At 66.3% G+C, this 23,221-nt stretch carries 19 protein-coding genes; 7 read left to right on the top strand and 12 right to left on the bottom strand.

What is annotated here, in order from left to right:
* Positions 1-85: 85 nt before the first annotated feature.
* The gene (locus KZX46_RS15965) at positions 86-1,132 is read right to left on the bottom strand and encodes a deoxyhypusine synthase (RefSeq protein WP_219774797.1); all 1,047 of its coding nucleotides are present in this window, start codon (positions 1,130-1,132) and stop codon (positions 86-88) included.
* A 148-nt stretch (positions 1,133-1,280) separates the two neighbouring features.
* The gene (locus KZX46_RS15960) at positions 1,281-2,489 is read right to left on the bottom strand and encodes a type III PLP-dependent enzyme (protein WP_219774796.1); all 1,209 of its coding nucleotides are present in this window, start codon (positions 2,487-2,489) and stop codon (positions 1,281-1,283) included.
* A gap of 199 nt (positions 2,490-2,688) precedes the next feature.
* Between KZX46_RS15960 and KZX46_RS15955 the strand changes: the two genes are divergently transcribed.
* Positions 2,689-3,642 (top strand): threonine/serine dehydratase, encoded by a 954-nt coding sequence (locus KZX46_RS15955; RefSeq protein WP_219774795.1) that lies wholly within the window; start codon positions 2,689-2,691, stop codon positions 3,640-3,642.
* A 501-nt stretch (positions 3,643-4,143) separates the two neighbouring features.
* Positions 4,144-4,869 (top strand): hypothetical protein, encoded by a 726-nt coding sequence (locus tag KZX46_RS15950; protein WP_219774794.1) that lies wholly within the window; start codon positions 4,144-4,146, stop codon positions 4,867-4,869.
* Here KZX46_RS15950 and glpD read toward each other — a convergent pair.
* Positions 4,866-6,383, bottom strand: a complete 1,518-nt coding sequence (gene glpD, locus KZX46_RS15945) for a glycerol-3-phosphate dehydrogenase (RefSeq protein WP_219774793.1) — start codon at positions 6,381-6,383, stop codon at positions 4,866-4,868. The two genes, KZX46_RS15950 and glpD, sit on opposite strands and share 4 nt — an antisense overlap.
* A gap of 152 nt (positions 6,384-6,535) precedes the next feature.
* Between glpD and KZX46_RS15940 the strand changes: the two genes are divergently transcribed.
* Together KZX46_RS15940 and KZX46_RS15935 are read left to right on the top strand one after the other, a co-directional pair.
* Entirely contained in the window at positions 6,536-9,634 is a 3,099-nt protein-coding gene (locus tag KZX46_RS15940; RefSeq protein WP_219774792.1) for an autotransporter domain-containing protein, read from the top strand.
* A gap of 182 nt (positions 9,635-9,816) precedes the next feature.
* Positions 9,817-9,996, top strand: a complete 180-nt coding sequence (locus tag KZX46_RS15935; RefSeq protein WP_216707774.1) for a hypothetical protein — start codon at positions 9,817-9,819, stop codon at positions 9,994-9,996.
* Here KZX46_RS15935 and KZX46_RS15930 read toward each other — a convergent pair.
* The 3 genes from KZX46_RS15930 to KZX46_RS15920 all read right to left on the bottom strand — a co-directional run bounded on the left by KZX46_RS15930 (position 9,993) and on the right by KZX46_RS15920 (position 11,777).
* The gene (locus tag KZX46_RS15930; protein ID WP_216707773.1) at positions 9,993-10,274 is read right to left on the bottom strand and encodes a DUF2442 domain-containing protein; all 282 of its coding nucleotides are present in this window, start codon (positions 10,272-10,274) and stop codon (positions 9,993-9,995) included. The genes KZX46_RS15935 and KZX46_RS15930 overlap by 4 nt on opposite strands.
* Entirely contained in the window at positions 10,246-10,488 is a 243-nt protein-coding gene (locus KZX46_RS15925) for a DUF4160 domain-containing protein (RefSeq protein WP_219774791.1), read from the bottom strand. The genes KZX46_RS15930 and KZX46_RS15925 overlap by 29 nt, the downstream gene beginning before the upstream one ends.
* A gap of 107 nt (positions 10,489-10,595) precedes the next feature.
* Positions 10,596-11,777, bottom strand: coding sequence for a VWA domain-containing protein (locus KZX46_RS15920; protein ID WP_219774790.1), 1,182 nt, complete (start codon positions 11,775-11,777; stop codon positions 10,596-10,598).
* Positions 11,778-11,870: 93 nt separating this feature from the next.
* Between KZX46_RS15920 and KZX46_RS15915 the strand changes: the two genes are divergently transcribed.
* Positions 11,871-12,506: a trimeric intracellular cation channel family protein gene (locus KZX46_RS15915; RefSeq protein WP_219774789.1), complete on the top strand. Its 636-nt coding sequence runs from the start codon at positions 11,871-11,873 to the stop codon at positions 12,504-12,506.
* A 2-nt stretch (positions 12,507-12,508) separates the two neighbouring features.
* Here the strand turns inward: KZX46_RS15915 and KZX46_RS15910 are convergent, their stop codons facing one another.
* The 4 genes from KZX46_RS15910 to KZX46_RS15895 all read right to left on the bottom strand — a co-directional run bounded on the left by KZX46_RS15910 (position 12,509) and on the right by KZX46_RS15895 (position 17,847).
* Positions 12,509-13,360: a MoxR family ATPase gene (locus KZX46_RS15910; protein WP_216707769.1), complete on the bottom strand. Its 852-nt coding sequence runs from the start codon at positions 13,358-13,360 to the stop codon at positions 12,509-12,511.
* Positions 13,361-13,425: 65 nt separating this feature from the next.
* Positions 13,426-15,465 carry an RNA polymerase sigma factor RpoD gene (gene rpoD, locus KZX46_RS15905; protein WP_216707768.1) on the bottom strand — a complete coding sequence of 680 codons (2,040 nt, stop codon included), beginning with the start codon at positions 15,463-15,465 and terminating at the stop codon, positions 13,426-13,428.
* Between the two features lie 72 nt (positions 15,466-15,537).
* Positions 15,538-17,382, bottom strand: coding sequence for a DNA primase (gene dnaG / locus KZX46_RS15900; protein ID WP_219774788.1), 1,845 nt, complete (start codon positions 17,380-17,382; stop codon positions 15,538-15,540).
* A gap of 9 nt (positions 17,383-17,391) precedes the next feature.
* Positions 17,392-17,847 carry a GatB/YqeY domain-containing protein gene (locus KZX46_RS15895; RefSeq protein WP_219774787.1) on the bottom strand — a complete coding sequence of 152 codons (456 nt, stop codon included), beginning with the start codon at positions 17,845-17,847 and terminating at the stop codon, positions 17,392-17,394.
* 150 nt (positions 17,848-17,997) lie between these two features.
* Between KZX46_RS15895 and carA the strand changes: the two genes are divergently transcribed.
* Entirely contained in the window at positions 17,998-19,161 is a 1,164-nt protein-coding gene (gene carA / locus KZX46_RS15890; protein WP_219774786.1) for a glutamine-hydrolyzing carbamoyl-phosphate synthase small subunit, read from the top strand.
* 63 nt (positions 19,162-19,224) lie between these two features.
* Here carA and KZX46_RS15885 read toward each other — a convergent pair whose 3' ends face one another.
* Positions 19,225-19,638 carry a type II toxin-antitoxin system VapC family toxin gene (locus KZX46_RS15885; RefSeq protein ID WP_219774785.1) on the bottom strand — a complete coding sequence of 138 codons (414 nt, stop codon included), beginning with the start codon at positions 19,636-19,638 and terminating at the stop codon, positions 19,225-19,227.
* Positions 19,635-19,874 carry a hypothetical protein gene (locus KZX46_RS15880; RefSeq protein ID WP_219774784.1) on the bottom strand — a complete coding sequence of 80 codons (240 nt, stop codon included), beginning with the start codon at positions 19,872-19,874 and terminating at the stop codon, positions 19,635-19,637. Before KZX46_RS15880 ends, KZX46_RS15885 begins: the two co-directional genes overlap by 4 nt.
* 58 nt (positions 19,875-19,932) lie before the next feature.
* Here KZX46_RS15880 and carB point away from each other — a divergent pair, with 58 nt between their 5' ends.
* Complete coding sequence (gene carB / locus KZX46_RS15875; RefSeq protein WP_219774783.1) at positions 19,933-23,175, top strand: carbamoyl-phosphate synthase large subunit; 3,243 nt, start codon at positions 19,933-19,935, stop codon at positions 23,173-23,175.
* The last annotated feature ends 46 nt before the right edge of the window (positions 23,176-23,221 follow it).

Below are 23,221 nucleotides of genomic sequence, written 5' to 3'. Positions count from 1 at the left end.
AGCCGCCCCGCCGGCCGGACTTCGCGCGAGTCCGCGCTAGCTCACGGACGCGAAGTGCGTCCGCTTCGCTAGGCGCCGGCCGCGCTCAGTCGTCGAACATCTTCCCGTAGCTGCGGACGACCCGGTCCTTCCAGTGACCGCGGTGGTATGCATCCGAAGCGAGGAGCGGCATGACCGACCCGGCTTCGGCGAAGACCATCTGCTCCTGCGTCGTCTCGACCTTGCCCCAAGACGCCGCTTCCTTGAGCGTCGACGACGAACACGCGCCGTCGCGGACGTCGGCGACGGTGATCTGGACGGCGTACTTGTGCATCTTGACGTCTTCGTGGCCGAGGATCTCGGCACAGACAACGGTGTCCTGGATGAAGTTCTTCGGGACGCCGCCGCCGATCATCAGCAGGCCGGTCGTCCCCGCCTTGATCTTGATGTCGGTCAGCTCGCGGAAGTCGGCAATTGCATCGAGAACCATGTACGGCTGCTTCGCCTTCATCCGCTCGACCTGGTGCTTGACCAGCCCGAAGCCCGCCGACGAATCGACGAACGCGGGGCAGAAGATCGGCACGTCGTGCTCGAAGGCCAGCTTGACGAGGCTGTTGTCCTTCTTGCCGTGCTTCGACAGATAGCGGCCCATCTCGCGGATGAACGCGCGGCTGCTGTACGGCTTGGCCTCGAGGCTCTCGGCGATCTCGAAAATGGTGCCGTCGCAGTCCTGAAGCTGCTCCTCGTCGATATAGGTGTCGTAGATGCGGTCGATGTAGAGCGAGCGCAGGATGTTATCGTCGGGGATTTCAAGCGCCTGATAGTGCTTGTGGCCAAGACCCTCGAAGAAATCCATGTCCACGATCGACGCGCCGGTGGCGACGATGCCGTCGATCATGTTCGACCGCAGCAGTTCGGCGTACAGGTCCATGCACCCGCCCGCGCTGGTCGAGCCGGCGATGACGAGGAAGATCGAGCAGTCCTTGTCCGCCAGCATCGCGTTGTAGATGCCCGTCGCGCGCGCAAGGTCGCGGCTGGTGAAGCTCATCTTCGACATGCCGTCGATGATTGGCCGCGCGTCGAAGCTGCGGATGTCGATATGCTCGACTTGGGTCGAGAGGAGTTCGGCCTTGCGGTTGGTCAGGTCGGTCATGATGGTCCTTTCTTCCCTCTCCCCTTGAGGGAGAGGGACGGCGCGTTTCAGCGCCAGGGTGAGGGTGAGTGATGCGCGGGTGACGCTCCCTCACCCTGGTCGCGCAAGTGCGCAACCGTCCCTCTCCCTCAAGGGGAGAGGGAAGCGGCTAGCTCCGCGCTTCGCGAATCGACGTAACGACTTCGCGTGACGGTTCGGTGACGGTGTAGTTCGACGCCATCGGCTCGTCGTCGGCGACCAAAGTCTCGCCGTTGCCGAAGCCGTTGAACGCCGTCCGCATCGCGCAACCGTACGCGCCGAGCATGCCGATTTCGATATAGTCGCCGGCGCGGATATCGGCAGGCAACATGAACGGGCCGCGCATGAAGTCGGCGTCGTCGCACGTCGGCCCGTAGAAGCTGAACGCGAGCTTCTTGGTGTTCGATTCGACATCGCGGACGAGGTCGACGGGGAAGCGCCAGTCGACGTGCGCCGCATCGAACAGCGCGCCATAGGCACCGTCGTTGATAAACAGCACGTCGTCGCGGCGCTTTTCGACGCGAACCACGATCGACGCATATTCCGCCGACAGCGCGCGGCCCGGCTCGCACCAGAGTTCGGCCGAATAGCTGATCGGAAGGTCTTCGAAGGCGCGGTGGATGACGGCGAAGTAACGCTCGATCGGCGCGGTTTCCATCCCGGGATAGATCGACGGAAAGCCGCCGCCGACGTCGATCACGTCGACGGTGACGCCCGCCGAAACGATCGCGGCGCGGACGAGGCCCATCGCGTCGCTATACGCCTGCGGGCTCATCGCCTGCGAGCCGACGTGGAAGCAGATGCCGAGCGCGTCGGCAGCCTGCCGGGCGGCGTGGAGGACCGGTGCGGCTTCGTCGACGCCGACCCCGAACTTCGCGGCGAGGCTGAGCTTCGAATGCGCCGACGACACGCGGAGGCGGACGCAGAGCGTCAGGTCGGTCGCAGGAACGCCATCGGTCGCAGTGACCTCGACGATCTTCTCGACCTCCTCGACGCTGTCGAGGCTGAAGGTGCGGACACCGTGGACGTGGTACGCCTCGGCGATCGCCTCGGCGGGTTTGACCGGGTGCATGAAGCACAGCACGGCTTCGGGCAGGAGCGACCGCACCAACCGGACCTCGGTGATCGAGGCGACGTCATAGTGCGTGATCCCGCCATCCCACAGGAGGCGGATCAGGTCGGGCGACGGGTTCGCCTTGACCGCGTACATCGACGTGCCGGGAAACTTCTGCGCGAAGAACTCGGCGGCGCGGGTAGCGGCGTGCGGGCGGACGAGGGTAACGGGCTGCGACGGACGACGGTCGCGGGCTACCCCCAGCGCGTTGCTGGGCTTATGCAATTCAAGGGACCTCCGGGAGTCAGTTCGCTACAAGCGGGTAGCACCGAAACTGCCTTGCGGTGGAAGTCCCTTGGGGCAGCGAGGGCGTATCTAGGGACGAGGGTGGTTCGTGTAAAGCAGTTTTTTTCGGTGGTGTTTTTTGATGTATTCGCTTGGCCGATCAACAGCTTAGCTTGGGCCAAAAAGGGACGCTTTTTCAATGGTTTCAATTGATGATGTGCGAACCGCAGCGGTTCGCTTGCACGGTGTGACGGTCCGCACGCCGCTCCTGCGCGCCGATGCTCTCGATGCGATTTGCGGGGGTCAAATCTGGCTAAAACCCGAGTGCCTCCAGCGCACCGGATCGTTCAAGATTCGCGGTGCGTACAACCGCTTGGCCGCAATGACCGCCGCCGAACGCGCGCGCGGAGTCGTCGCTTTTTCGAGCGGAAATCATGCGCAGGGAGTGGCGCTCGCGGCGCGGCTGCTCGGCATCGACGCGACGATCGTCATGCCGAGCGACGCCCCGGGGGTGAAGGTCGATGCCACCCGTGACTACGGCGCCGACGTCGTCTTCTACGACCGCTACACCGAGGATCGCGCCGCCATCGCGACGCGTCTCGCCGCCGTCACCGGCGCCACTGTGGTGCCGTCGTACGATGACCCTCACATCGTCGCGGGGCAGGGGACCGCGGGCCTCGAAGTCGCCGAGCAGCTTACGGCGGCAGGCGTTGTCGCCGACCTCGCGCTCGTCTGTTGCGGTGGCGGCGGGCTCGCGAGCGGATTTGCGCTCGGCTCGGGCCTCCCGGTCATTACGGTCGAGCCGACCGGCTATGACGACGTCGCGCGGTCGCTGTCGGGCGGTGCGATCGTTCCGGTCGATTCGCCGCGCGCAACGATTTGCGACGCGCTCCAGACGCTGGTGACGGTACCGCTGACCTTCGACATCCTGCGCGATCACGGCACGACGGGGGTCGCGGTGACCGACGCCGAGGCAGCGCAGGCGGTCGGCTTCGCTTTCCGCACCTTGAAGCTGGTCGTCGAACCGGGCGGCGCGGTGGCGCTCGCGGCGGCGCTGACGGGGCGGGTCGATCTGCGCGGCAAGACCGCGGTGGTGGTGCTGTCGGGCGGGAATGTCGATGCCGATATCTTCGCGCACTGTCTGGCGGCTTAGGCCAGCTTCGAGTCGATTCGCCGCGCACCGTCGATTCGCAGTCCTGAAAGTGTCAGGCCAGCTTGACGAAGTTGATGAACCTGACGCCACGTCGAAACGAAATCTACGTCCCGCCGTAGCGGTGGCACGCCGCCAATCGCTATTAAAGGGAAAGTAGGAAGTCATCCTGTCAGGCTGGCGGATAAGTTGCGTGTAGGACAGGGTTATTTCGTGAAAGCGGATCAGGGGTGTGGTCAGCTTTGCGGGGATAACAACGACGGGCCCTCCCACCCGTCATTCCGGCGAAGACCGGGACCCAACTTCCCGCGCAATGCGAGGTTCGGTGCCTGCACGACGATGGGCCCCGGCCTGCGCCGGGGTGACGCTGATGACTGGAGCCGCGATCTCGGCGGAGGTAATTTTATACAGCGGAGTGATGATCGGAAATTTCGGCTGCTGCCACGGATGATCGCGCAAACTTCGGGGTGGCCAGCCTGCGGCTTGCGCGATAGGCGCGGCGCGATGTTCCGCCGCTCGTTCACCATCGGTCTTGCCGTGTTCGCGGTGCCCGCCGCCGCCGGGCCGCCGTACGTCACCGACGACCCGCAACCGACCGATCTCGGCCATTACGAGGTCTACTTCTACGGCGCGGCCTCGCAGGTTCCCGGCGCGGTATCGGGGGCGGGCGGGGTCGATTTCAACTATGGCGGCTTCCGCGACATCCAGCTCACCGCGGTTGTCCCGCTCGCGTTCGACACGTCGGACGGCGGGCGAACCGTTGGGGCGGGCAACGTCGAGCTCGCGGTCAAATACAAGGTCTTGCACCAGAGCGAGGGCTCGGCGCTCCCCGATATCAGCGTATTCCCGCGCGTGTTCGTGCCAACCGGGGGACGCCGCTTCGGCCCGGGGCGGGTTGCGCTCCTGCTGCCGGTGTGGGCCGAGCGCGACTGGGGCAAATGGTCGGTGTTCGGCGGCGGCGGTTACCAGCTCAACCCCGGCGAGCGCGACTTCTGGACGGGCGGGATCGCCGTCAGCCGGGCGATCGGCGCACGCGCGTCGGTCGGGGCGGAGGTCTATCACCACGGCCCCGATGCGCGTAACGCCCGCGCCTTTACCGGGATCAGCGTCGGCGGCACCTACCGCCTGTCGCCGCATTGGTCGTTCATCGCAGCCGGCGGGCCGGGGATCGAGAACGCGCGCGACGGCGGGCAGGTCTCGGGTTACGCCGCGTTGAAGGCCGACTTCTAGTCCTGCCCGGGCACCGCGAACCGGTGCGTTGCGGCCTCGATGCCGTCGTCGGGCGGGGTCGCCTCGCCGAACCACGCCGCGACGCGCGCCTTTGCGGCTGCGTCGAGGTGGAGGCCGAGCTTCGTCCGCCGCCACAGCACGTCATCGGCGGTCGTCGCCCATTCGGCGTCACGGAAGTGCTGGAGTTCGGCTTCGAAGACCCCGCCGAGATTGTCGCCAAGCCCGGCCGCGAGTAACGGCTCGGTCGCGGTGCCAAGCGTATGACCGAGGCGTTCGATCAGCTTAGGATCATAATTCTCATAGGCTTGCGTCAGGTGGCCGAGCCAGCGCTTGAACGCTGTCTGGCCGTTTTCGCCCGGCAGGCGGGTGATGGCACCGCCGGGGAGAGGGGCGGTCGCGGTCCACTTCTTCGACTTCGGCGCGATCTTCGCCAGCACCGCCTCGGCAAGGACGCGGTAGGTGGTGATCTTGCCGCCGACGACGGTCAGCGCGGGGACGCCGGCGTGCTCGACGAGGGTGTAATCGCGGCTCGTCTCGCGCTCGCCCTTGCCCGCCTCGAGGATCAGTGGGCGCACCCCGGCGTAGCGATGGACGATGTCGGCCTGCGTCAGCGGACGCGCGATGTAGCGGTTGACCGCCGCGAGGAGATAATCGGCCTCGTCGGCGGTGACCGCGACCGCATTGGCGTCGTCGACGCTGTGCTCGGTCGTGCCGATCAGCGAGAAGTCGTGCTCGTACGGCAGGACGAAGACGATCCGCCCGTCGGGCTGCTGGAACATGAAGGCGTCGCGGCCGAGGTGAACCCGCCGCGTGACGATGTGCGAGCCCTGGACCAGCCGCAACGCGGGGGCGTCGTTGCGACCGAGGACGGTCCGCGCGACCTCTCCGGCCCATGGTCCGGCGGCGTTGACGATCTGGCGGGCGAAGAGTTCGCTCCCGTCGCCGAGCGTCGCGGTCCACAACGCGCCATCGTAGGTCGCGCGGACGACGCGGGTTCGCGGCAGGACGGTCCCGCCGCGCGCGGCGACGTCCTGCGCGTTGGCGATGACCAGCCGCGCGTCGTCGATCCAGCCATCCCAATAGCGGAACGCGGTGCGAAACTGCGGCTGGAGCGCGCGCCCCGCCCGGTCCTGCCGCAAGTCGATTCGGCTCGAGCCCGGCACGACGTCGCGATGCGCGAGGTGGTCGTACAGCCACAGTCCGGCGCGGAGCATCCATTCGGGACGCTGCTCGGGCGAGTGCGGCAGGACGAACGACTGCGGCCAGCTGATGTGCGGGGCGATGTCGAGCAGCACCTCGCGCTCGGCCAACGCCTTGCGGACAAGCCCGAAGGCGTAGAATTCGAGGTAGCGGAGGCCGCCGTGGATCAGTTTGGTCGACGCGCTCGAGGTTGCGCCGCCGAGATCCCCGGCGTCGAGCAACGCGACTTTCAGCCCGCGCCCGGCCGCATCGCGCGCGATACCCGCGCCATTGATGCCGCCACCGATGACGAGAAGATCGAAGATATTTTCCACGCGCCGCTATTGCCGGTCCTCGGCCCGCAAGTCGAGGGATGCCGCAGCGCGAGCGGACACCGGGACATGGTTAAATCCAGCGAGGGGGAATTCGCGACCGACCAACGTATGCACTCGATGCCGGAATGGTGTCGGGGTCCGGGAGTGTAGTTTTGCATCGTCACCGTCTGTTTTGCGGCACCGCCGCGTCGCTCGCGCTTGCCACCATCGCCACGTCCATCACCACAGCGGCACGCGCCGACGATCTCAGCATCTCGGCCTCGCAGACGACGCCGGTGGCGACTGCGACCGCCGCGAACAGCAGCGCCGGCAACATCACGCTCGTTACCGGCGGTGCGATCGCGGTGACCAGCGGCACCGCGGCGACGATCAATTCGAGCAATACGCTGACCAACGGCGGGGCGATCAGTTCGAGCGCGACGACCGGGTCGATCGGCGTGCTGATCAATTCCGGCAATCCGATCGGCTTCGTCAACAACGGCAGTGTTGCCCTGTCGGCGACCGGCGGCAGCGGCAATGTCGGCGTGTCGATCGCCGGCCCGGTGACGGGCACGATCTCGTCGGGCACCGCCGGGTCGGTGACCGTCGCTGGCGACGGGGCGATCGGCGTCGCGGTCGCGGCTCCGTTCACCGGCTCGATCGGGCTGCGCTCGGTCGGCGTCACCGGCGCGAATTCGACCGCGGTGTCGGTCACCGCGCCGATCACCGGCAACCTGACGCTGACGGGGACGAACGAGACCTCGGGAGCGGGCGGCTATGGCCTGCTCATCGCGGCGCCGGTCAGCGGCACGGTCAATACCGGCGGCTCGATCTCGGCGGGAACGATCCGCGCCGCCGATGCGACGACCGGCGTGCTCGTCGCCGGGGTGCAGGCGATCGCCGCCGAACGCGTCAGTGCCAGTGTCGGCGGCGGGCTGATCAACGACCGCTATTATATCGATTCGACGGGTGCGACGGTCGCCGCTGCGGCGGTCGATACGACGCTCGACACGCTGGTCACCGGCTCGATCATCGCCACCGGCGCCGCGCCCGCGCTGTGGGTCGCGCCCGATGCGACCAATCCGACCGCGATCACGATCGGCGCCGCGGGCACGGGCGCCGATGCCTATGCGATCGTCAACCGCGGCGTTCTCCAGACCAGTATCGCCAACACCGGGCTCGCAGCGGTCGCTCTCCGTGTCGGCGGCGGCGGAGCGACGACGACGCTGATCGGCGGGATCAACAACCAGAGCACCGCGACGATCTCATCGGCGAGCCTCGACGCGAGCTCGACGGGCGTCGACCTGCTCGCCGGGGCGGTCGTTCCGCAGGTCGTCAACGCCGGTGTGATCACCGTCGCGACTTCGGCCGTGGCAGCGAGCGGATCGACGCCGGTCGGACCGGGCGGCGCGGGCTATGGTGTCGTCGCCGAGGTGGGGTCCAATGTCGGCGCGATCGTCAACAGCGGCACGATCATCGTCTCATCGGTGGGCGCCGGCAACGGCAGCACCGCGATCCTCGACCGGTCGGGGACGCTGACCTCGATCAACAACTCGGGGACGATCACCGCCACCGCGACCGGTACCAACGGCTTCGCGCGCGCCATCGACCTGACCGGAAGTACCGCAGCGGTCACCGTGACCAATAGCGGCACGATTACCGGCGACGTCGTTCTCGGCAATGGCCCGACGACGCTGGCGCTGACCGCCGGAACGATCAACGGGACCGTCGGCTTCGGCACGTCGACATCGAACCTGCTGGCGTTGAGCGGCACCTCGACACTGACCGGCGCGCTCACCACCGCCGCGCCGATCGCGGTGACGCTGACCGACACCGCGCGCCTCAGCCTGGCGAGCGGACCGACGGTCCTCGCTTCGCTCGCGGCGACGGGCAATTCGGTGCTCGTCCTGCCGATCCGTTCGGGCGGCGCAGCGCTGACCGTCAACGGATCGGCGAGCTTTACCGGCACCAGCACGATCTCGGTCGCGCTCCAGTCGCTCGCGCTGAACCAGAACGTGACGATCATCCAGGCGGCGGGCGGCATCACCACCGACCACCTCGCCACGCTGGTCGATGCGACGAGCTCGCCGTACCTGTTCACCGCGACCGCGCCCGTCCTGACGCCGACGACCCTTTCGCTCGGCCTGACCCGCAAAACCGCAGCGCAGGCCGGCCTGACCGGTGCGCAGGCGACGCTGTACGATCAGTCGGTGATCGCGCTCGCGAACAGCCCGACCGAAGCGGGGGCAATCGCCAACCTGCCCGACCAGGCGTCGGTGCTGTCGGCGTATCGCCAGATCACCCCGCCAAGCTTCGGTCGCGCCCAGCTTCGCGCCGCGCAAAGCGCCGCCGATGCCGGGTTCGGCGCTGCGGCGGATCGTGTCGCGCTGCTGACCGACTTCGCGCGGCCAGTGCGCAACGACGACAGCTACGGCGTCAAGATCTGGGCGCAGGAACTCGGCGACTTCTCCACCCAAGCGGCGGGGACCAACGAGGACCGCTTCACCACCGCCGGGTTCGGCTTCGCCGGCGGCGTCGACACATCGCTCCTTGGCATCGACGCGGTCGGTCTCGCCTTCCTCGCCGACTACACGACGATCCATCACGACGGCGTCGGCACCGCGCCGGGGTTCAACGTGCCGGTGACGACGACCGGCGTCGAACCCTATGCGGCGTGGACATGGCGCGGCTTCTTCGTCACCGCGACCGGCCTCGCGGCGCACGTCAAGTCCACGTCGAAGCGGACGCTGGCGATCGGCTCGATATCCGACACCGTCGGCGCAGCGTGGACGGGGACGCAGTTCGGCGCCGGATTGACGTTCGGGGCAAAGCTCAACTTCGGCGCGTTCCGCCTGACCCCGTCGAACGCGATCGCGTGGACGAGCCTGCGTCAGGGCGGCTACACCGAAAGCGGGGCGGGGAACTTCGCGCTCGCGGTCGCGGGCCAGCGCGACACCGTGACGACCGACACCGCCAAGCTCGCGCTGGCGTACATCCACGCTTATGGCGACGGCAAGCTCAAGGTCGAGGCGCACGGGGCCTACGCGCACCAGTTCAACGCCAGCCCGACGACGACCGTCGCAAGCTTCGTCAGTGGCGGCGGACCGGTCGAACTGGTCGGCGACGTCGCGCGCGCCGAGGAGACGAGCTACGGTGCCGACCTCGGCTACGCGCAGGACATGGTCGCCTTGCGGGTCGGCTACGACCGCCGTTCGTCGAGTGGCGGCTATCGTGACCAGGCGATCGCGGTCACCGCAGGGATCGCCTTCTAGCGGCTGCGTCGTGTACACACCCGCCGGAACGACGCCGGAGGACGAATGCCGCAGCCTGACCTGATTGTCCTTCGTGACGAGCGAGCGACGTCGACTAAGGCGGCGGCGGTCGTCTCCGTCAGCGCGGGTTTCGTAGCCGCTCGGGCGCTGCGGCTCGCGACTCTGGAGCAGGGGCGCGCGGTATGATCGAGACGTTACTGTCGCTCGGCGCACTCGCCGGACTGCTTCTCGCCGGGTTCGGCATTTGGGCGCTGGTGACCGGCTACGGCAACCGGTTGAAGGCAGGATTGATGGTCGGCGCGGGCGTCGTCGTCCTGATCAACGTCTGGCTGTATTCGCTCCCGCCGCCGCCGGGGGCTTAACGGTCCCAGCCGACCGCAGGCCGGCCGTCGAGCATACCCTCGACGCTGAGGTCTTCGTCGATGTCGGGCCAGTGGATGCCGATGCCCGAGCCATTGAGCCGCCAGTTGCCGCGCTCCTCATCGGACGCATCGCGAAGACGCGGATACCAAATAATTGGTGTTGAAATCGTTCGTCCATCGCGGAGATCGACGACAAGCTGATCATCTGCGAAGCGAACGTCCATTGCACGCTCGCTTCCTCGATACCCTTCATTCGTCTGTCGTGCCAAAGTGGCCATGCCACGCGTCCTCGAACGTTTTCGCGCTGAGCCTTACCATGGTTTCGAGCCGCGCCAAATCTCGTGCCTTGAAGCCATCGTTCGAGGCTATTCGCACCGGGCGCAGAAAAAAGCTGGCGGAGCGACCGTCCTTTTCGACATGCACATGCGGCGGAGCGTGGTCCTGTGCATAGAAGTGGAAGCGGTAGCCTGCTTCGCGATAGATGGTCGGCATGCAATTTCCTGAAGAAGCATGCATTCCATTGATACGACGCCTGCCGACTCGTCTAGTGACATGATACGAATGTTCAGAACTCAGCCGACAGATCGAAATTACAGAGCTTACCGCGCCCGCGTCAGCTCCCGCATCGCCAGATCCAACCCGCCGAGCGTCAGCGGGTACATCCGGTCCTCCATGATGCTCTTCATCATCTGGATCGACTGGCCATGGCTCCAGCTCGCCTCGGGGATCGGGTTGAGCCAGACTGCTGCCGGGTAGACGTCGAGCATCCGGCGCATCCACGTCTCGCCGCTTTCCTCGTTCCAATGCTCGACCGAGCCGCCGGGGTAGTTGATCTCGTACGGCGACATCGATGCGTCGCCGACGAACACCAGCTTGTAATCGTGGGGAAATTTGTGGAGCAGGTCGAGCGTCGGCGTCCGCTCGGTCCAGCGCCGCCGGTTGTCCTGCCACAGCGCCTCGTACGGGCAATTGTGAAAGTAGAAGAATTCGAGGTGCTTGAACTCGGTCCGCGCCGCCGAGAACAGCTCCTCGCACAGCTTGATGAACGGGTCCATCGACCCGCCGACGTCGAGAAACAGCAGGACCTTGACCGCATTGTGCCGCTCGGGGCGCATGACGATCTCGAGATACGCCTTCTTCGCCGTGCCGCTGACGGTGGCGTCCATGTCGAGCTCGTCGGCCGCGCCGTCGCGGGCGAAGCGGCGCAGGCGGCGTAGTGCGAGCTTGATGTTGCGCGTGCCGAGCTCGACCGTTGCGTCGAGGTTCTTGAACTCGCGCTTGTCCCAGACCTTGATCGCCTTGCCCTGCCGTCCGGCATCCTGGCCGGTGCGAACGCCCTCGGGGTTGTAGCCGTTCGCGCCGAACGGCGAAGTCCCGCCGGTGCCGATCCACTTCGACCCGCCCTCGTGGCGGCCTTTTTGCTCCTCGAGACGTTGCTTGAGCGTCGCCATGATCTCGTCCCACGACCCGAGCTTCTTGATCTCGGCCATCTCCTCCTCGGTCAGATGGAGCTCGGCGACCTTGCGCAGCCATTCCTCGGGGATCTCGGCGGTACCGGTGTCGATGACGGTCTCGATGCCCTTGAACACCTTGCCGAACACCTGGTCGAAGCGGTCGAGCAACCCTTCGTCTTTCACGTAGCAGGACCGCGCAAGATAATAGAATTGCTCGACCTTATAGTCGATCACATCCGCCTTCATCGCCTCGAGCAGCGTCAGATGCTCCTTGAGCGACGCGGGAATCTTCGCGGCGCGAAGTTCAGCAAGGAAGTTGAGGAACACAGGCGCACTCCGGAGGCGGACCGCTGGACGGTAGTGCGTCGCCGGGGCATCGTCACGCGCAGAACCAAAGCGACCGAGGGATCGAGACCGGCCATGATCCGCATCCGCGACCGCCTGCTGACGACGATAGACCTCGCCGCGACGCTAATCTTGTCGACCGAGTTCGCACTGGCGGGGGCACGTGCCGACCTCGACATCTTCGGCATCGCGGTGCTCGCGTTCGTTGGCGCGGTCGGTGGCGGGGTGATGCGCGATATTCTGCTCGGCGAACACCCGCCGGCGGCGTTCCGCGACCGGCGCTACCCGATCATCGCACTGATCGGCGCGAGCGCGGTCGTTGTCGCTGGTTTGGCAACCGGTCCAGTTGCAACATGGACGCCTCCGCGCGTGATCGACGTCATCGAAGCCGCCGGGCTCGCCCTCGCCGCCGTCGCGGGTGCCCGAAAGGCACTCGACTACGACCTCAACGGCGCGAGCGTCATCGCCATCGCGGTCGTCAACGGCTGTGGTGGCGGGGTGCTGCGCGATGTCTTGACCGCGCAGATCCCGCGCATCCTCCGCGCCGACTTCTACGCCACCGCAGCGATCGCAGGGGCGATCGTGATGGTGTTGCTCGTCCGGCGGACCGGCGCGTCGAAGTCGCTTGCGGCGTTCTGCACCGGGGTGACGGTATTCGCTTTGCGGACCGCCGCGATATTCGGCGACTGGTCGCTCCCGCATTTGCGCTGAGGTCAGCCCTGTCCGCCCTGCCGCCGCGACATGAACGCCAGCCGCTCGAACAGCATCACGTCCTGCTCGTTCTTGAGCAGCGCGCCATGCAGCGGCGGGATCAACGTCTTGGTATCACGCGACTTGAGCACCTCGAGCGGCAGGTCCTCGTGCATCAGCAGCTTGAGCCAGTCGAGGAGTTCGCTCGTGCTTGGCTTCTTCTTCATGCCCGGCACCTCGCGGATGTCGTAGAAGATGTTGAGCGCCTCGCGGACCAGCGTGTTCTGGATGTCGGGGAAGTGGACCGCGACGATCGACTCCATCGTGCTGCGGTCGGGAAACTTGATGTAGTGGAAGAAGCAGCGGCGCAGGAACGCGTCGGGCAGGTCCTTCTCATTGTTCGACGTGATGATGACGATCGGGCGCTGGGCGGCGATGACGCGCTCGCCGGTTTCGTAGACGTCGAACTCCATGCGGTCGAGTTCGGTCAGCAGGTCGTTCGGAAACTCGATGTCGGCCTTGTCGATCTCGTCGATCAGCAGGACGGGGAGGGCGGGGGAGGTGAACGCCTCCCACATCTTGCCGCGACGGATGTAGTTCGAAATGTCGCGGACGCGCGCGTCGCCGAGCTGGCCGTCGCGCAGGCGGCTGACCGCGTCATATTCGTACAGGCCCTGCTGCGCCTTGGTCGTCGACTTGACGTTCCACTCGATTAGCGGCGCGCCGAAGCTGCGGGCGATTTCACCGGCAAGGACGGTCTTGCCGGTCCCGGGCTCGCCCTTGATCAGGAGCGGGCGGCGGAGCGTCGTCGCCGCATTGACCGCGACCTTGAGGTCGTCGGTGGCGACATAGCCGGCGGTGCCTTCGAAGCGCATGGGGGCGGAGCCTTGGTGGTTGACGTATGGGTCAACCGTAGAGCGGCTCCGCCATGCGGGCAACCTCAGACGTCGAGGAAGCTCCGCATCTTGCGCGACCGCGACGGGTGCTTGAGCTTGCGCAGCGCCTTCGCCTCGATCTGCCGGATGCGCTCGCGGGTGACCGAGAACTGCTGGCCGACTTCTTCGAGCGTGTGGTCGGTGTTCATGCCGATGCCGAAACGCATCCGCAGCACGCGCTCCTCACGCGGGGTCAGCGACGCGAGGACGCGCGTCACCGTTTCCTTGAGGTTGGCGTGGATCGCGGCGTCGACCGGGATGATCGCATTCTTGTCCTCGATGAAGTCGCCGAGGTGCGAATCCTCCTCGTCACCGATCGGCGTCTCGAGGCTGATCGGCTCCTTGGCGATCTTCATCACCTTGCGGACCTTCTCGAGCGGCATCGACAACCGCTCGGCAAGTTCCTCGGGCGTCGGCTCGCGGCCGATCTCGTGGAGGATCTGGCGGCTGGTGCGGACGAGCTTGTTGATCGTCTCGATCATGTGGACCGGGATACGGATCGTCCGCGCCTGGTCGGCGATCGAGCGGGTAATCGCCTGGCGGATCCACCACGTCGCGTAGGTCGAGAACTTATAGCCGCGGCGGTACTCGAACTTGTCGACCGCCTTCATCAGGCCGATGTTGCCTTCCTGAATAAGATCAAGGAATTGCAGGCCGCGGTTGGTGTACTTCTTCGCGATCGAGATGACCAAACGCAGGTTCGCTTCGACCATTTCCTTCTTGGCGATCCGGGCCTCGCGCTCGCCCTTCTGGACCATGTTGGTGATCCGGCGGAACTCGCCGAGGTCGACGCCGGTCGCCTGCGCGATGTCGGCGATCTCCAGGCGCACGTCCTCGACCGCCTGCTTTTCAGCAAGCGCGAACGCACCGAACTTCTTGTCGATCCCAGCGACGCGCGCGGTCCAGCCGGCATCGAGCTCGTGGCCCATATATTCGTCGAGGAACGACTTGCGGTTGATCTTGTGGCGGTCGGCGAGACGCATCATCGTCCCGCCGAGGCCGAGCAGGCGCCGGTTGTAGCTGTACAGCTGGTCGACGAGATATTCGATCTTGTTGTTGTTGAAGTGGACCGACTGCACCCCGGCGGTCAGTTCTTCGCGCAGTTTCTGATACTTGCGCTCATCGGCGGGGGGATACGCGGCGTTGACGCGGAACGCCGACAGCCGGTTCTCCTGCAGCTTCTTGAACTTGCCGTACGTCGCGGTGATCTCGGCGAACTTCGCCAGCGCGTCGGGCTTGAGCAGTTCCTCCATCGCCGCGAGCGACAGCGTGTTGTCCTCGTCGTCCTCGTCGGGGATCGCGGCGGTGCCGTCGGGCTTGGTCCGCCCGGTGAACGCGGCTTCCTCCTCGTCCTCGTCGGCCGAAGCCGAGACGATATCGGGCTCGCCGTCTTCCTTGTAGGCGACAGCGGGCAGGCCAGTGCCGACCTCGCCCGAATCGCCCTCGACCGGCGGCTTGACCAGCATCGCGTCGAGATCGAGAATCTCGCGGAGCTGCATCCGGCCTTCGTTGAGCGCGTCGGACCAGTCGATCATCGACGTGAAGGTCATTGGCGATTCGCACAGGCCGGCGATCATCGTGTTGCGCCCGGCCTCGATGCGCTTGGCGATCGCGATTTCGCCCTCGCGGCTGAGCAGTTCGACCGCGCCCATCTCGCGCAGGTACATGCGGACCGGGTCGTCGGTACGGTCGAGCGGGGCGGCCTTGACCGCAACCGGAGCGGCGACGGCGGGGTCGCCCTCGACGGCTTCTTCTTCCTCGTCATCGTCGGCGGCGGCGCGCGGGGTCTCGGTGCCTTCCTCGGCGGGCTCGTCGTTCTCGATGAGGTTGATCCCCATCTCCGACAGCGCCGCCATGACGTCCTCGATCTGCTCGGAGGAGACCTGCGGCAGTGCGTCATTCAGTTCGTCATAAGTGATGTAGCCGCGCTTCTTGGCGCGCGCGATCAGCTTCTTGATCGATGCTTCGTTGAGATCGAGCAACGGCGCACCGTCGGTATCGGGCTTCGTATCGGTTTCCACGACGGCGCCATTCGCTTTTGCCATAATCTGCTTTCGTCCAATCAAGCGTGTCGCGCCAACCGATAACGACGACTCGGGCGAGGGCGGTGGAGCCGCTTACTCGGTATCGGCGACAATTCCAATAACATGATCCTTATCGGACAATTCGGCACGCGCTTGATGGTTGCGTCGCACCGCGTCAAAATCGGCCTCGGCCATGCTCATCCGGAAATGGGAATTGGTTGCGGCAATGTCATCCCCCACGCGCGCCGTTGCGAGCAAGGCATCGAGAAATTTGACGAATTGTTCGCGGGCGTCGGCGCTGGGAGTGCTCGCACGGACAAAACCGAGGTTGCCGACGCCTGGCCGATGCCGTGCGAGGATGGCATCGGCGGCGGCACCGGCACCCCGCGCGTCGAGATGGGCGCGGAGGGCGACCGGGCTGGCGTCAGGGTCTGCGGTCGCGGCGTCGAGTAGCGCGGTCACGAGCGCGGCGTGGGCCGGGTCGGCGACCGGCAGACCGGCCAGCCGTTCGAACCCCGCGTCGATCAACTCGGGGCGGAGGAGGCAGGCGACGAGGACCTGACGCACCATCGCGTCGCCCATGTCGGGACGCGCGGCGCGCAGGATACCCGGCGACGCGGCACGGGGCGGGGGGCCGCCTTTTTGCCACGGGGTCCGCTCGGGGCGCTTGAACAAAGCGTAGAAACGCTCGCGGAGCTCGGTCCGGTAGAAGCGCTGGAGGGTGGTGTCGGCGATCTCCGCAGCGCGGGCATCGAGCGCTGCAAGAACGGCGGCGCGGCGTTCGGGGGTGGCCGTGTCGACGCCCTCGGTCTCGCTCCGCCACAGCCGGTCGATCAACGGCTCGGCGGCGGCGAGGACGGCGTCGAACGCGGCAGGTCCGCCAGCGCGGACAAGATCGTCGGGGTCCTTGCCCAGGGGGAGGGTGGCGAAGCGCAGCGATTTGCCGGCCTCGAGCAGCGGCAGTGCCCGGTGGAGCGCCCGCAGCCCCGCCCGCTGCCCCGCCGCGTCGCCGTCGAAGCACAGCACCGGTTCGGGCACGATGCGCCACATCAGCCCGAGCTGCGCCTCGGTCAGCGCGGTGCCGAGCGGCGCGACCGCGTCGGCGAACCCCGCCTGCGCGAGGCCGATGACGTCCATGTAGCCCTCGACGACGATCAGCCGCAGCGACTTGCGCGCGACCGGCCCGGCGCGGTCGAGATTGTAAAGCGTCCGCCCCTTGTCGAACAACGGCGTGTCGGGCGAATTCAGATACTTGGGCTGGCCGTCGCCGAGGATACGTCCGCCAAAGCCGATAACTCGACCGCGTGGATCGCGGATCGGAAACATCAGCCGTCCGCGGAAGCGGTCGTACGGATCGCCCGGCTTCGCATTCCCCTCGGCCTCGGGCTGGATCAGCAGCCCTGTCTCGATCAGCTTGGCGTCACCGACGCTGGCAAGCGCGGCGCGGAGGCGGGTCCGGCTATCGGGCGAGTAGCCGAGGCCGAAGTCTGCGACGGTCTTGTCCGCGAGACCGCGCTTAGCGAGATAGTCGCGCGCGGTCGCGCCCCCGGCATCGCGCAACTGGCTGGAAAACCACGCCGCCGCCTTGCCGGTAACGTCGTGGAGCCCCTCCGCCGCCTGTGCCCGCTCGCGCGCTTCAGGAGTCTCCTCGGGCACCGCCAGTCCAGCTTCGGCGGCGAGCGACTTGACCGCGTCGATGAAGCCGAGCCCCTCCTGCTCGACGACGAAGCGGATCACGTCGCCGTGCGCCCCGCAGCCAAAGCAATGGTAGAAGCCCTTGTCGTCGTTGACGAAAAAGCTCGGCGACTTCTCGTTATGGAACGGGCAGCAGCCCTTCATCTCGCGCCCGGCGCGGGTCAGCTTGACCCGGCGCGCTACGACCGTCGACACCGCGACGCGGGCGCGGAGTTCGTCAAGAAAGGTGGGGGCGAGGGTCACCCGCCCAACTTAGGACGAGAGCGCTGTTTTCACCATCGCCGACGCGGACGACATGTCGATCTGCCCGGCGAAACGCTCGCGCAATGCGGCCATAACCTTGCCCATGTCCTTGACACTGCTCGCCCCAAGCTCCTCGACCAGCCCGCGAATGACCGCCATCGCTTCGCCCGCCGCCATTTGCTGCGGCATGAACCCCTCGATTACGCCGAGCTCGGCGCGTTCGGCGTCGGCCAGCTCGGGACGGTTGCCGGTGACGTACATCTCGATCGATTCGCGGCGCTGCTTTGCCATCTTGGTCAGCACGTCGGCGACGAGCACGTCGTCGTCGGCGGGCGGCGTGCCGGTGCGGAGCTCGATGTCCTTGTTCTTCAACGCCGCCGAGATGAGGCGCAGCGCACCGAGCCGGGCGCTGTCCTTGGCTTTCATCGCGGTGGTCGTGGCGGCCTTGATGTCGTCGCGGATCATGATTGTCCTGTCGAGTCGGGGGCGGTATCATAACGCGCACACCGGTCCGCACCTAACCGCACGCCGTCGGAACGGTTAGAGATTGACCGGACACGGCGCGCCCCGTAGTTCGCCATGCGTTTGCCCATCCGCCAACCTGAAGGAAGCCACTTGGCCGACGCCCCCGCGCATGCCCGACCGACCGGCGCGACAGGCGTTCTCGTTTTAGCCGATGGCACGATCGTCTGGGGCCACGGCATCGGCGCCGAGGGCGTCGCGGCCGGCGAGGTCTGCTTCAACACCGCGATGACCGGCTACCAGGAGGCGATGACCGACCCGAGCTATGCCGGGCAGATCATCACCTTCACCACCCCGCATATCGGCAACACCGGCGCGAACCCCGAGGATGTCGAGGCGACCAACCCGCATGCGCTCGGCTGCGTCGTCGCTGCGATCCCGAGCGAGGCGGCGAACTGGCGCGCCGACCGGACCTTCGATGCGTGGCTCAAAAGCTGGGGGCGGATCGGGCTGGCAGGGGTCGACACCCGCGCGCTGACCCGGCGCATCCGCGAACTCGGCGCGCCGAACGCGGTCATCGCGCATTTGGCGACCGGTGACTTCGACGTTCCGGCGTTGCTGGCACAGGCGCAGGGTTGGCCGGGGCTCGAGGGGATGGACCTCGCCAAGGCGGTGTCGACGACACAAAGCTATGGCTGGGACGACGGGCTGTGGACGCTTGGGCAGGGGTACGCGACCCACGCCGCCAATCCGAACGGTCCGCACGTCGTTGCGATCGACTACGGAATGAAGCGCAACATCCTCCGCAACCTCGTCGCCGCCGGAGCGCGGGTGACGGTTGTCCCGGCGACCGCGACCTTCGACGAGATCATGGCACACAAGCCTGACGGCATCTTTCTGTCGAACGGCCCCGGCGACCCGGCGGCGACGGGGGTGTACGCGGTGCCGACGATCCAGGCGGTGCTCAACTCGGGCACGCCGCTGTTCGGCATCTGCCTCGGCCACCAGCTCCTCGGCCTCGCGGTCGGCGCGAGCACGTACAAGATGCACCAGGGCCACCGCGGCGCGAACCACCCGGTCAAGCGGCTGAGCGACGGCCGCGTCGAGATCACCAGCATGAACCACGGCTTCGCGGTCGACAGCGCGACGCTGCCTGGGAATGCGCGGGCGACGCATGTGAGCTTGTTCGATGGGTCGCTCGCGGGGCTGGAGTTGACCGACCGGAGCGCGTTCAGCGTCCAGTATCATCCGGAGGCGAGCCCGGGGCCGCAGGACAGTCACTATTTGTTCGAGCGGTTTGTCGGGTCGCTGGTGTGATCGAAAGCAAGCGACATACCCGAGCTAAGACCTACGTTTTCCTCGACGATCCGTCTTTGCCCGTCAGTCAATCCAAGGATCGATTAGGGCGAGGCCCAACCCTTCGAAGTGCTTCGTATTGCGTGTCGCCAGCAACATCCCGTACGCCAGCGCGATCGCCGCAATCTGCGTGTCTGCAGTTCCCGGCGCTCGCCCTGCTCGCTCTTGCGCAGCGAGAACCGGCCCGTAATGAAGCGACGCAGCAAGGTCGAACGGCACAATGCGATCGGCATGTGCCGCGATCACTTCATCATAGTTCGCCAGAAATGCCTGCTTACGCTTTCCTTCGGGCAGGAGATGCGCTCCCGACAGCAGTTCGCCGATCACTACGGTCGCGAGCCATAGACGGTCGGCATTCGCAGCCTCCCACACCAGTACGGCCGGATCGGGTATTGCCCGGGTCAACTCGCTCCAGACATTGGTGTCGACAAGGATCATTCGAGATCAGGGACCCGCGCGGGGCTACGCGGAGGAATCGGCAAGTCGATCCCGGGCCGGCTCATTTCGTAAATCATCTGCCCGATGGATTTGCGCTGCGGAGGCACGGTCTCGGTAACTGCAGCGATGACCAGCCGCCGTGCCTCGGCCTCCATCGACATGCCCTTGGCCGACGCCTGCGCGCGGAAGCGCCGTTGCACGTCGTCGGGGATGTTGCGGATCGTCAGGCTCGCCATCGGTCGCCTCCCGTGATTGCGATGCCAGCAACGTATGCAATGAGAGCAATCTAATCAAATGCCCAAACGCACCGACATTCACACCATCCTCATCATCGGCGCCGGCCCGATCATCATCGGACAGGCGTGCGAGTTCGACTATTCGGGGACGCAGGCGTGCAAGGCTTTGCGCGCCGAGGGGTATCGGATCGTGCTGGTCAATTCGAACCCGGCGACGATCATGACCGACCCCGACATGGCCGACGCGACGTATGTCGAGCCGATCACGCCAGCGGTCGTCGCCAAGATCATCGAGATCGAGCGGCCCGACGCGCTGTTGCCGACGATGGGCGGACAGACCGCGCTCAATACCGCGCTCGCGCTGTTCCGCGACGGGACGCTCGAGAAGTACGGGGTCGAGCTGATCGGGGCCGACGCGGTGGCGATCGACAAGGCCGAGGACCGGCTCAAGTTCCGCGACGCGATGGACAAGATCAGGCTCGAAAGCCCGCGCTCGCGCATCGCGCATAACGTTGCCGAGGCGCTCGAAGCGCTTGAGTTCGTTGGCCTGCCAACGATCATCCGGCCGTCGTTCACGATGGGCGGGACGGGGGGCGGCATCGCCTATAACCGCGAGGAATTCCTCCATATCGTCGGCACCGGGCTCGATGCCTCGCCGACGACCGAGGTGCTGATCGAGGAGTCGGTGCTCGGCTGGAAGGAATACGAGATGGAGGTCGTTCGCGACCGCCACGATAATGCGATCATCATCTGCGGGATCGAGAATATCGACCCGATGGGGGTGCACACCGGCGACAGCATCACCGTCGCGCCGATCCTGACGCTGACAGATAAAGAGTATCAGATCATGCGCAACGCATCGATCGCGACGCTGCGCGAAATCGGTGTGGAAACAGGGGGTTCGAACGTCCAGTTCGCAGTCGACCCTAAGGACGGACGGCTCGTCGTCATCGAGATGAACCCGCGTGTGTCGCGTTCGTCGGCGCTGGCATCGAAGGCGACGGGCTTCCCGATCGCCAAGGTCGCGGCACTGCTCGCGGTCGGCTACACATTGGACGAGGTCCAGAACGACATCACCGGGGCGACGCCCGCCGCGTTCGAGCCGACGATCGATTATGTCGTGACCAAGATCCCGCGCTTCGCCTTCGAGAAGTTCAAGGGCGCCGAGGCGGTCCTCGGCACCGCGATGAAGTCGGTCGGCGAGGTCATGGCGATCGGGCGGACGATCCATGAATCGCTGCAGAAGGCGTTGCGCGGGCTCGAGACCGGGCTGACCGGGTTCGATGAGGTCGAGAGCCTGGCCGGCGCGAGCGACGAGGAGATCGCGGCGGCGTTGTCGATCCCCGGTCCCGATCGGCTGCTGATCGCGGCGCAGGCGCTGCGGAGCGGCTTTTCCGTTGAGAAGGTCCACGGGATCACCTTCTACGAACCGTGGTTTCTCAATCGGATCGCCGAGATCATTGCCGCGGAGGCCGAAGTCCGCGCGAGCGGCTTGCCGAACGACGCGGCGGGTATGCGCCGGCTAAAAGCGATGGGTTTCGCCGATACACGCCTCGCCAAGCTGACCGGCGGAACCGCCGCCGAAGTCGCCGCGCACCGCCACGGACTCGGCGTCCGCCCGGTGTTCAAGCGCATCGACACCTGTGCCGCCGAATTCGCCGCGAAGACGCCGTACATGTACTCGACCTACGAGGCCCCGAGCTTCGGTGAGCCCGAGTGCGAGAGCCAGCCGACAGCGGCGCGCAAGGTCGTCATCCTCGGCGGGGGACCGAACCGGATCGGGCAGGGGATCGAGTTCGACTATTGCTGCTGCCACGCTTGCTTCGCGCTGGCGGACGCCGGCTTCGAGACGATCATGGTCAACTGTAACCCCGAGACGGTCAGCACCGACTACGACACCTCCGACCGGCTGTATTTCGAGCCGCTGACCGCCGAGGACGTCCTCGAGGTCCTCCACAAGGAGATGGAGAACGGCGAGCTCGTCGGCGTTATCGTCCAGTTCGGCGGGCAGACGCCGCTCAACCTCGCCAGCGCGCTCAAGGCGGCGGGCATCCCGATCCTTGGCACCTCGCCCGACAACATCGACCTTGCCGAGGACCGCGAGCGCTTCGCCGCGCTGGTCGAGCGGCTCGGGCTCAAGCAGCCGAACAACGGGATTGCGGTCGATCGCAACGCCGCGGTGGGGATCGCCGAGCGCGTCGGCTATCCAGTCCTGATGCGCCCGTCGTTCGTCCTCGGCGGGCGGGCGATGGAGGTGGTCGAGACCCCCGCCGCGCTCGACGCCTATCTCCGCGACAACGCGGCCGCGCTTAGCGGCGGGCCGGTGCTGATCGACCAGTACCTGCGAGACGCGGTCGAGGTCGACGTCGATGCGCTCGCCGATCCCGATACCGTCTTCGTCGCGGGTGTCCTTCAGCACATCGAGGAGGCAGGGGTCCATTCGGGCGACAGCGCGTGTTCGATCCCCCCGCACAGCCTCGGCCCCGACATCATCGCCGAGATCGAGCGCCAGACCGCGTTGCTTGCGCGCGCGCTCGAGGTTCGCGGGCTGATGAACATTCAGTTCGCGGTCAAGGACGGCGAGGTCTATCTGATCGAGGTCAATCCGCGCGCCTCGCGGACCGTCCCATTCACCGCAAAGGCGACCGGCATTCCGATCGCCAAGATCGCGGCGCGGGTGATGGCGGGGGAGAACCTCGCCAGCTTCAACCTCAAGCGCCCGGCGTGGAAGCATATCGCGGTCAAGGAGGCGGTGTTCCCATTCGCGCGCTTCCCTGGCACCGATCCGGTCCTCGGGCCCGAGATGAAGTCGACCGGCGAAGTCATGGGGATCGATAGCGATTTTGCGATGGCGTTCGCCAAGGCGCAGCTTGCCGCGGGGACGGTGCTCCCGATGGCGGGCACAGTGTTCCTGTCGGTCAAGGACAGCGACAAGGCGATTATCCTCGAGGCGGCGCGCGACCTCGTCGGCATGGGTTTCGGCCTGATCGCGACCGACGGCACGGCGAAGTTCCTCGACGGCGAGGGGATCGCGGTCGAGCGCGTCAACAAGGTCCAGCAGGGGCGGCCGCACATCGTCGACCGGATCAAGGACGGCGGCGTCGCGCTGATCGTCAACACGACCGAAGGCACGCAGTCGATGAAGGACTCGGCGTCGATCCGCGCGTCGGCGCTTTACGGCAAGGTGCCATATTTCACGACAGCGTCGGCAAGCGTTGCAGCCACACAGGCGATTGCTGCGTTAAAGCAGCGACCGCTTGAAGTACGGTCGCTCCAGTCATACTATTCAGCGCTGGATTAAGAAGCCCCCGGACAGAGAGTTTGCCGTCAGCGGTGGTCACTCCGCC

Source organism: Polymorphobacter sp. PAMC 29334, assembly GCF_019431245.1.
GTDB lineage: Bacteria > Pseudomonadota > Alphaproteobacteria > Sphingomonadales > Sphingomonadaceae > Polymorphobacter_B > Polymorphobacter_B megasporae.
The sequence above is the reverse complement of the archived record's forward strand: the minus strand, read 5'-3'. Positions and strand labels throughout refer to the sequence as shown.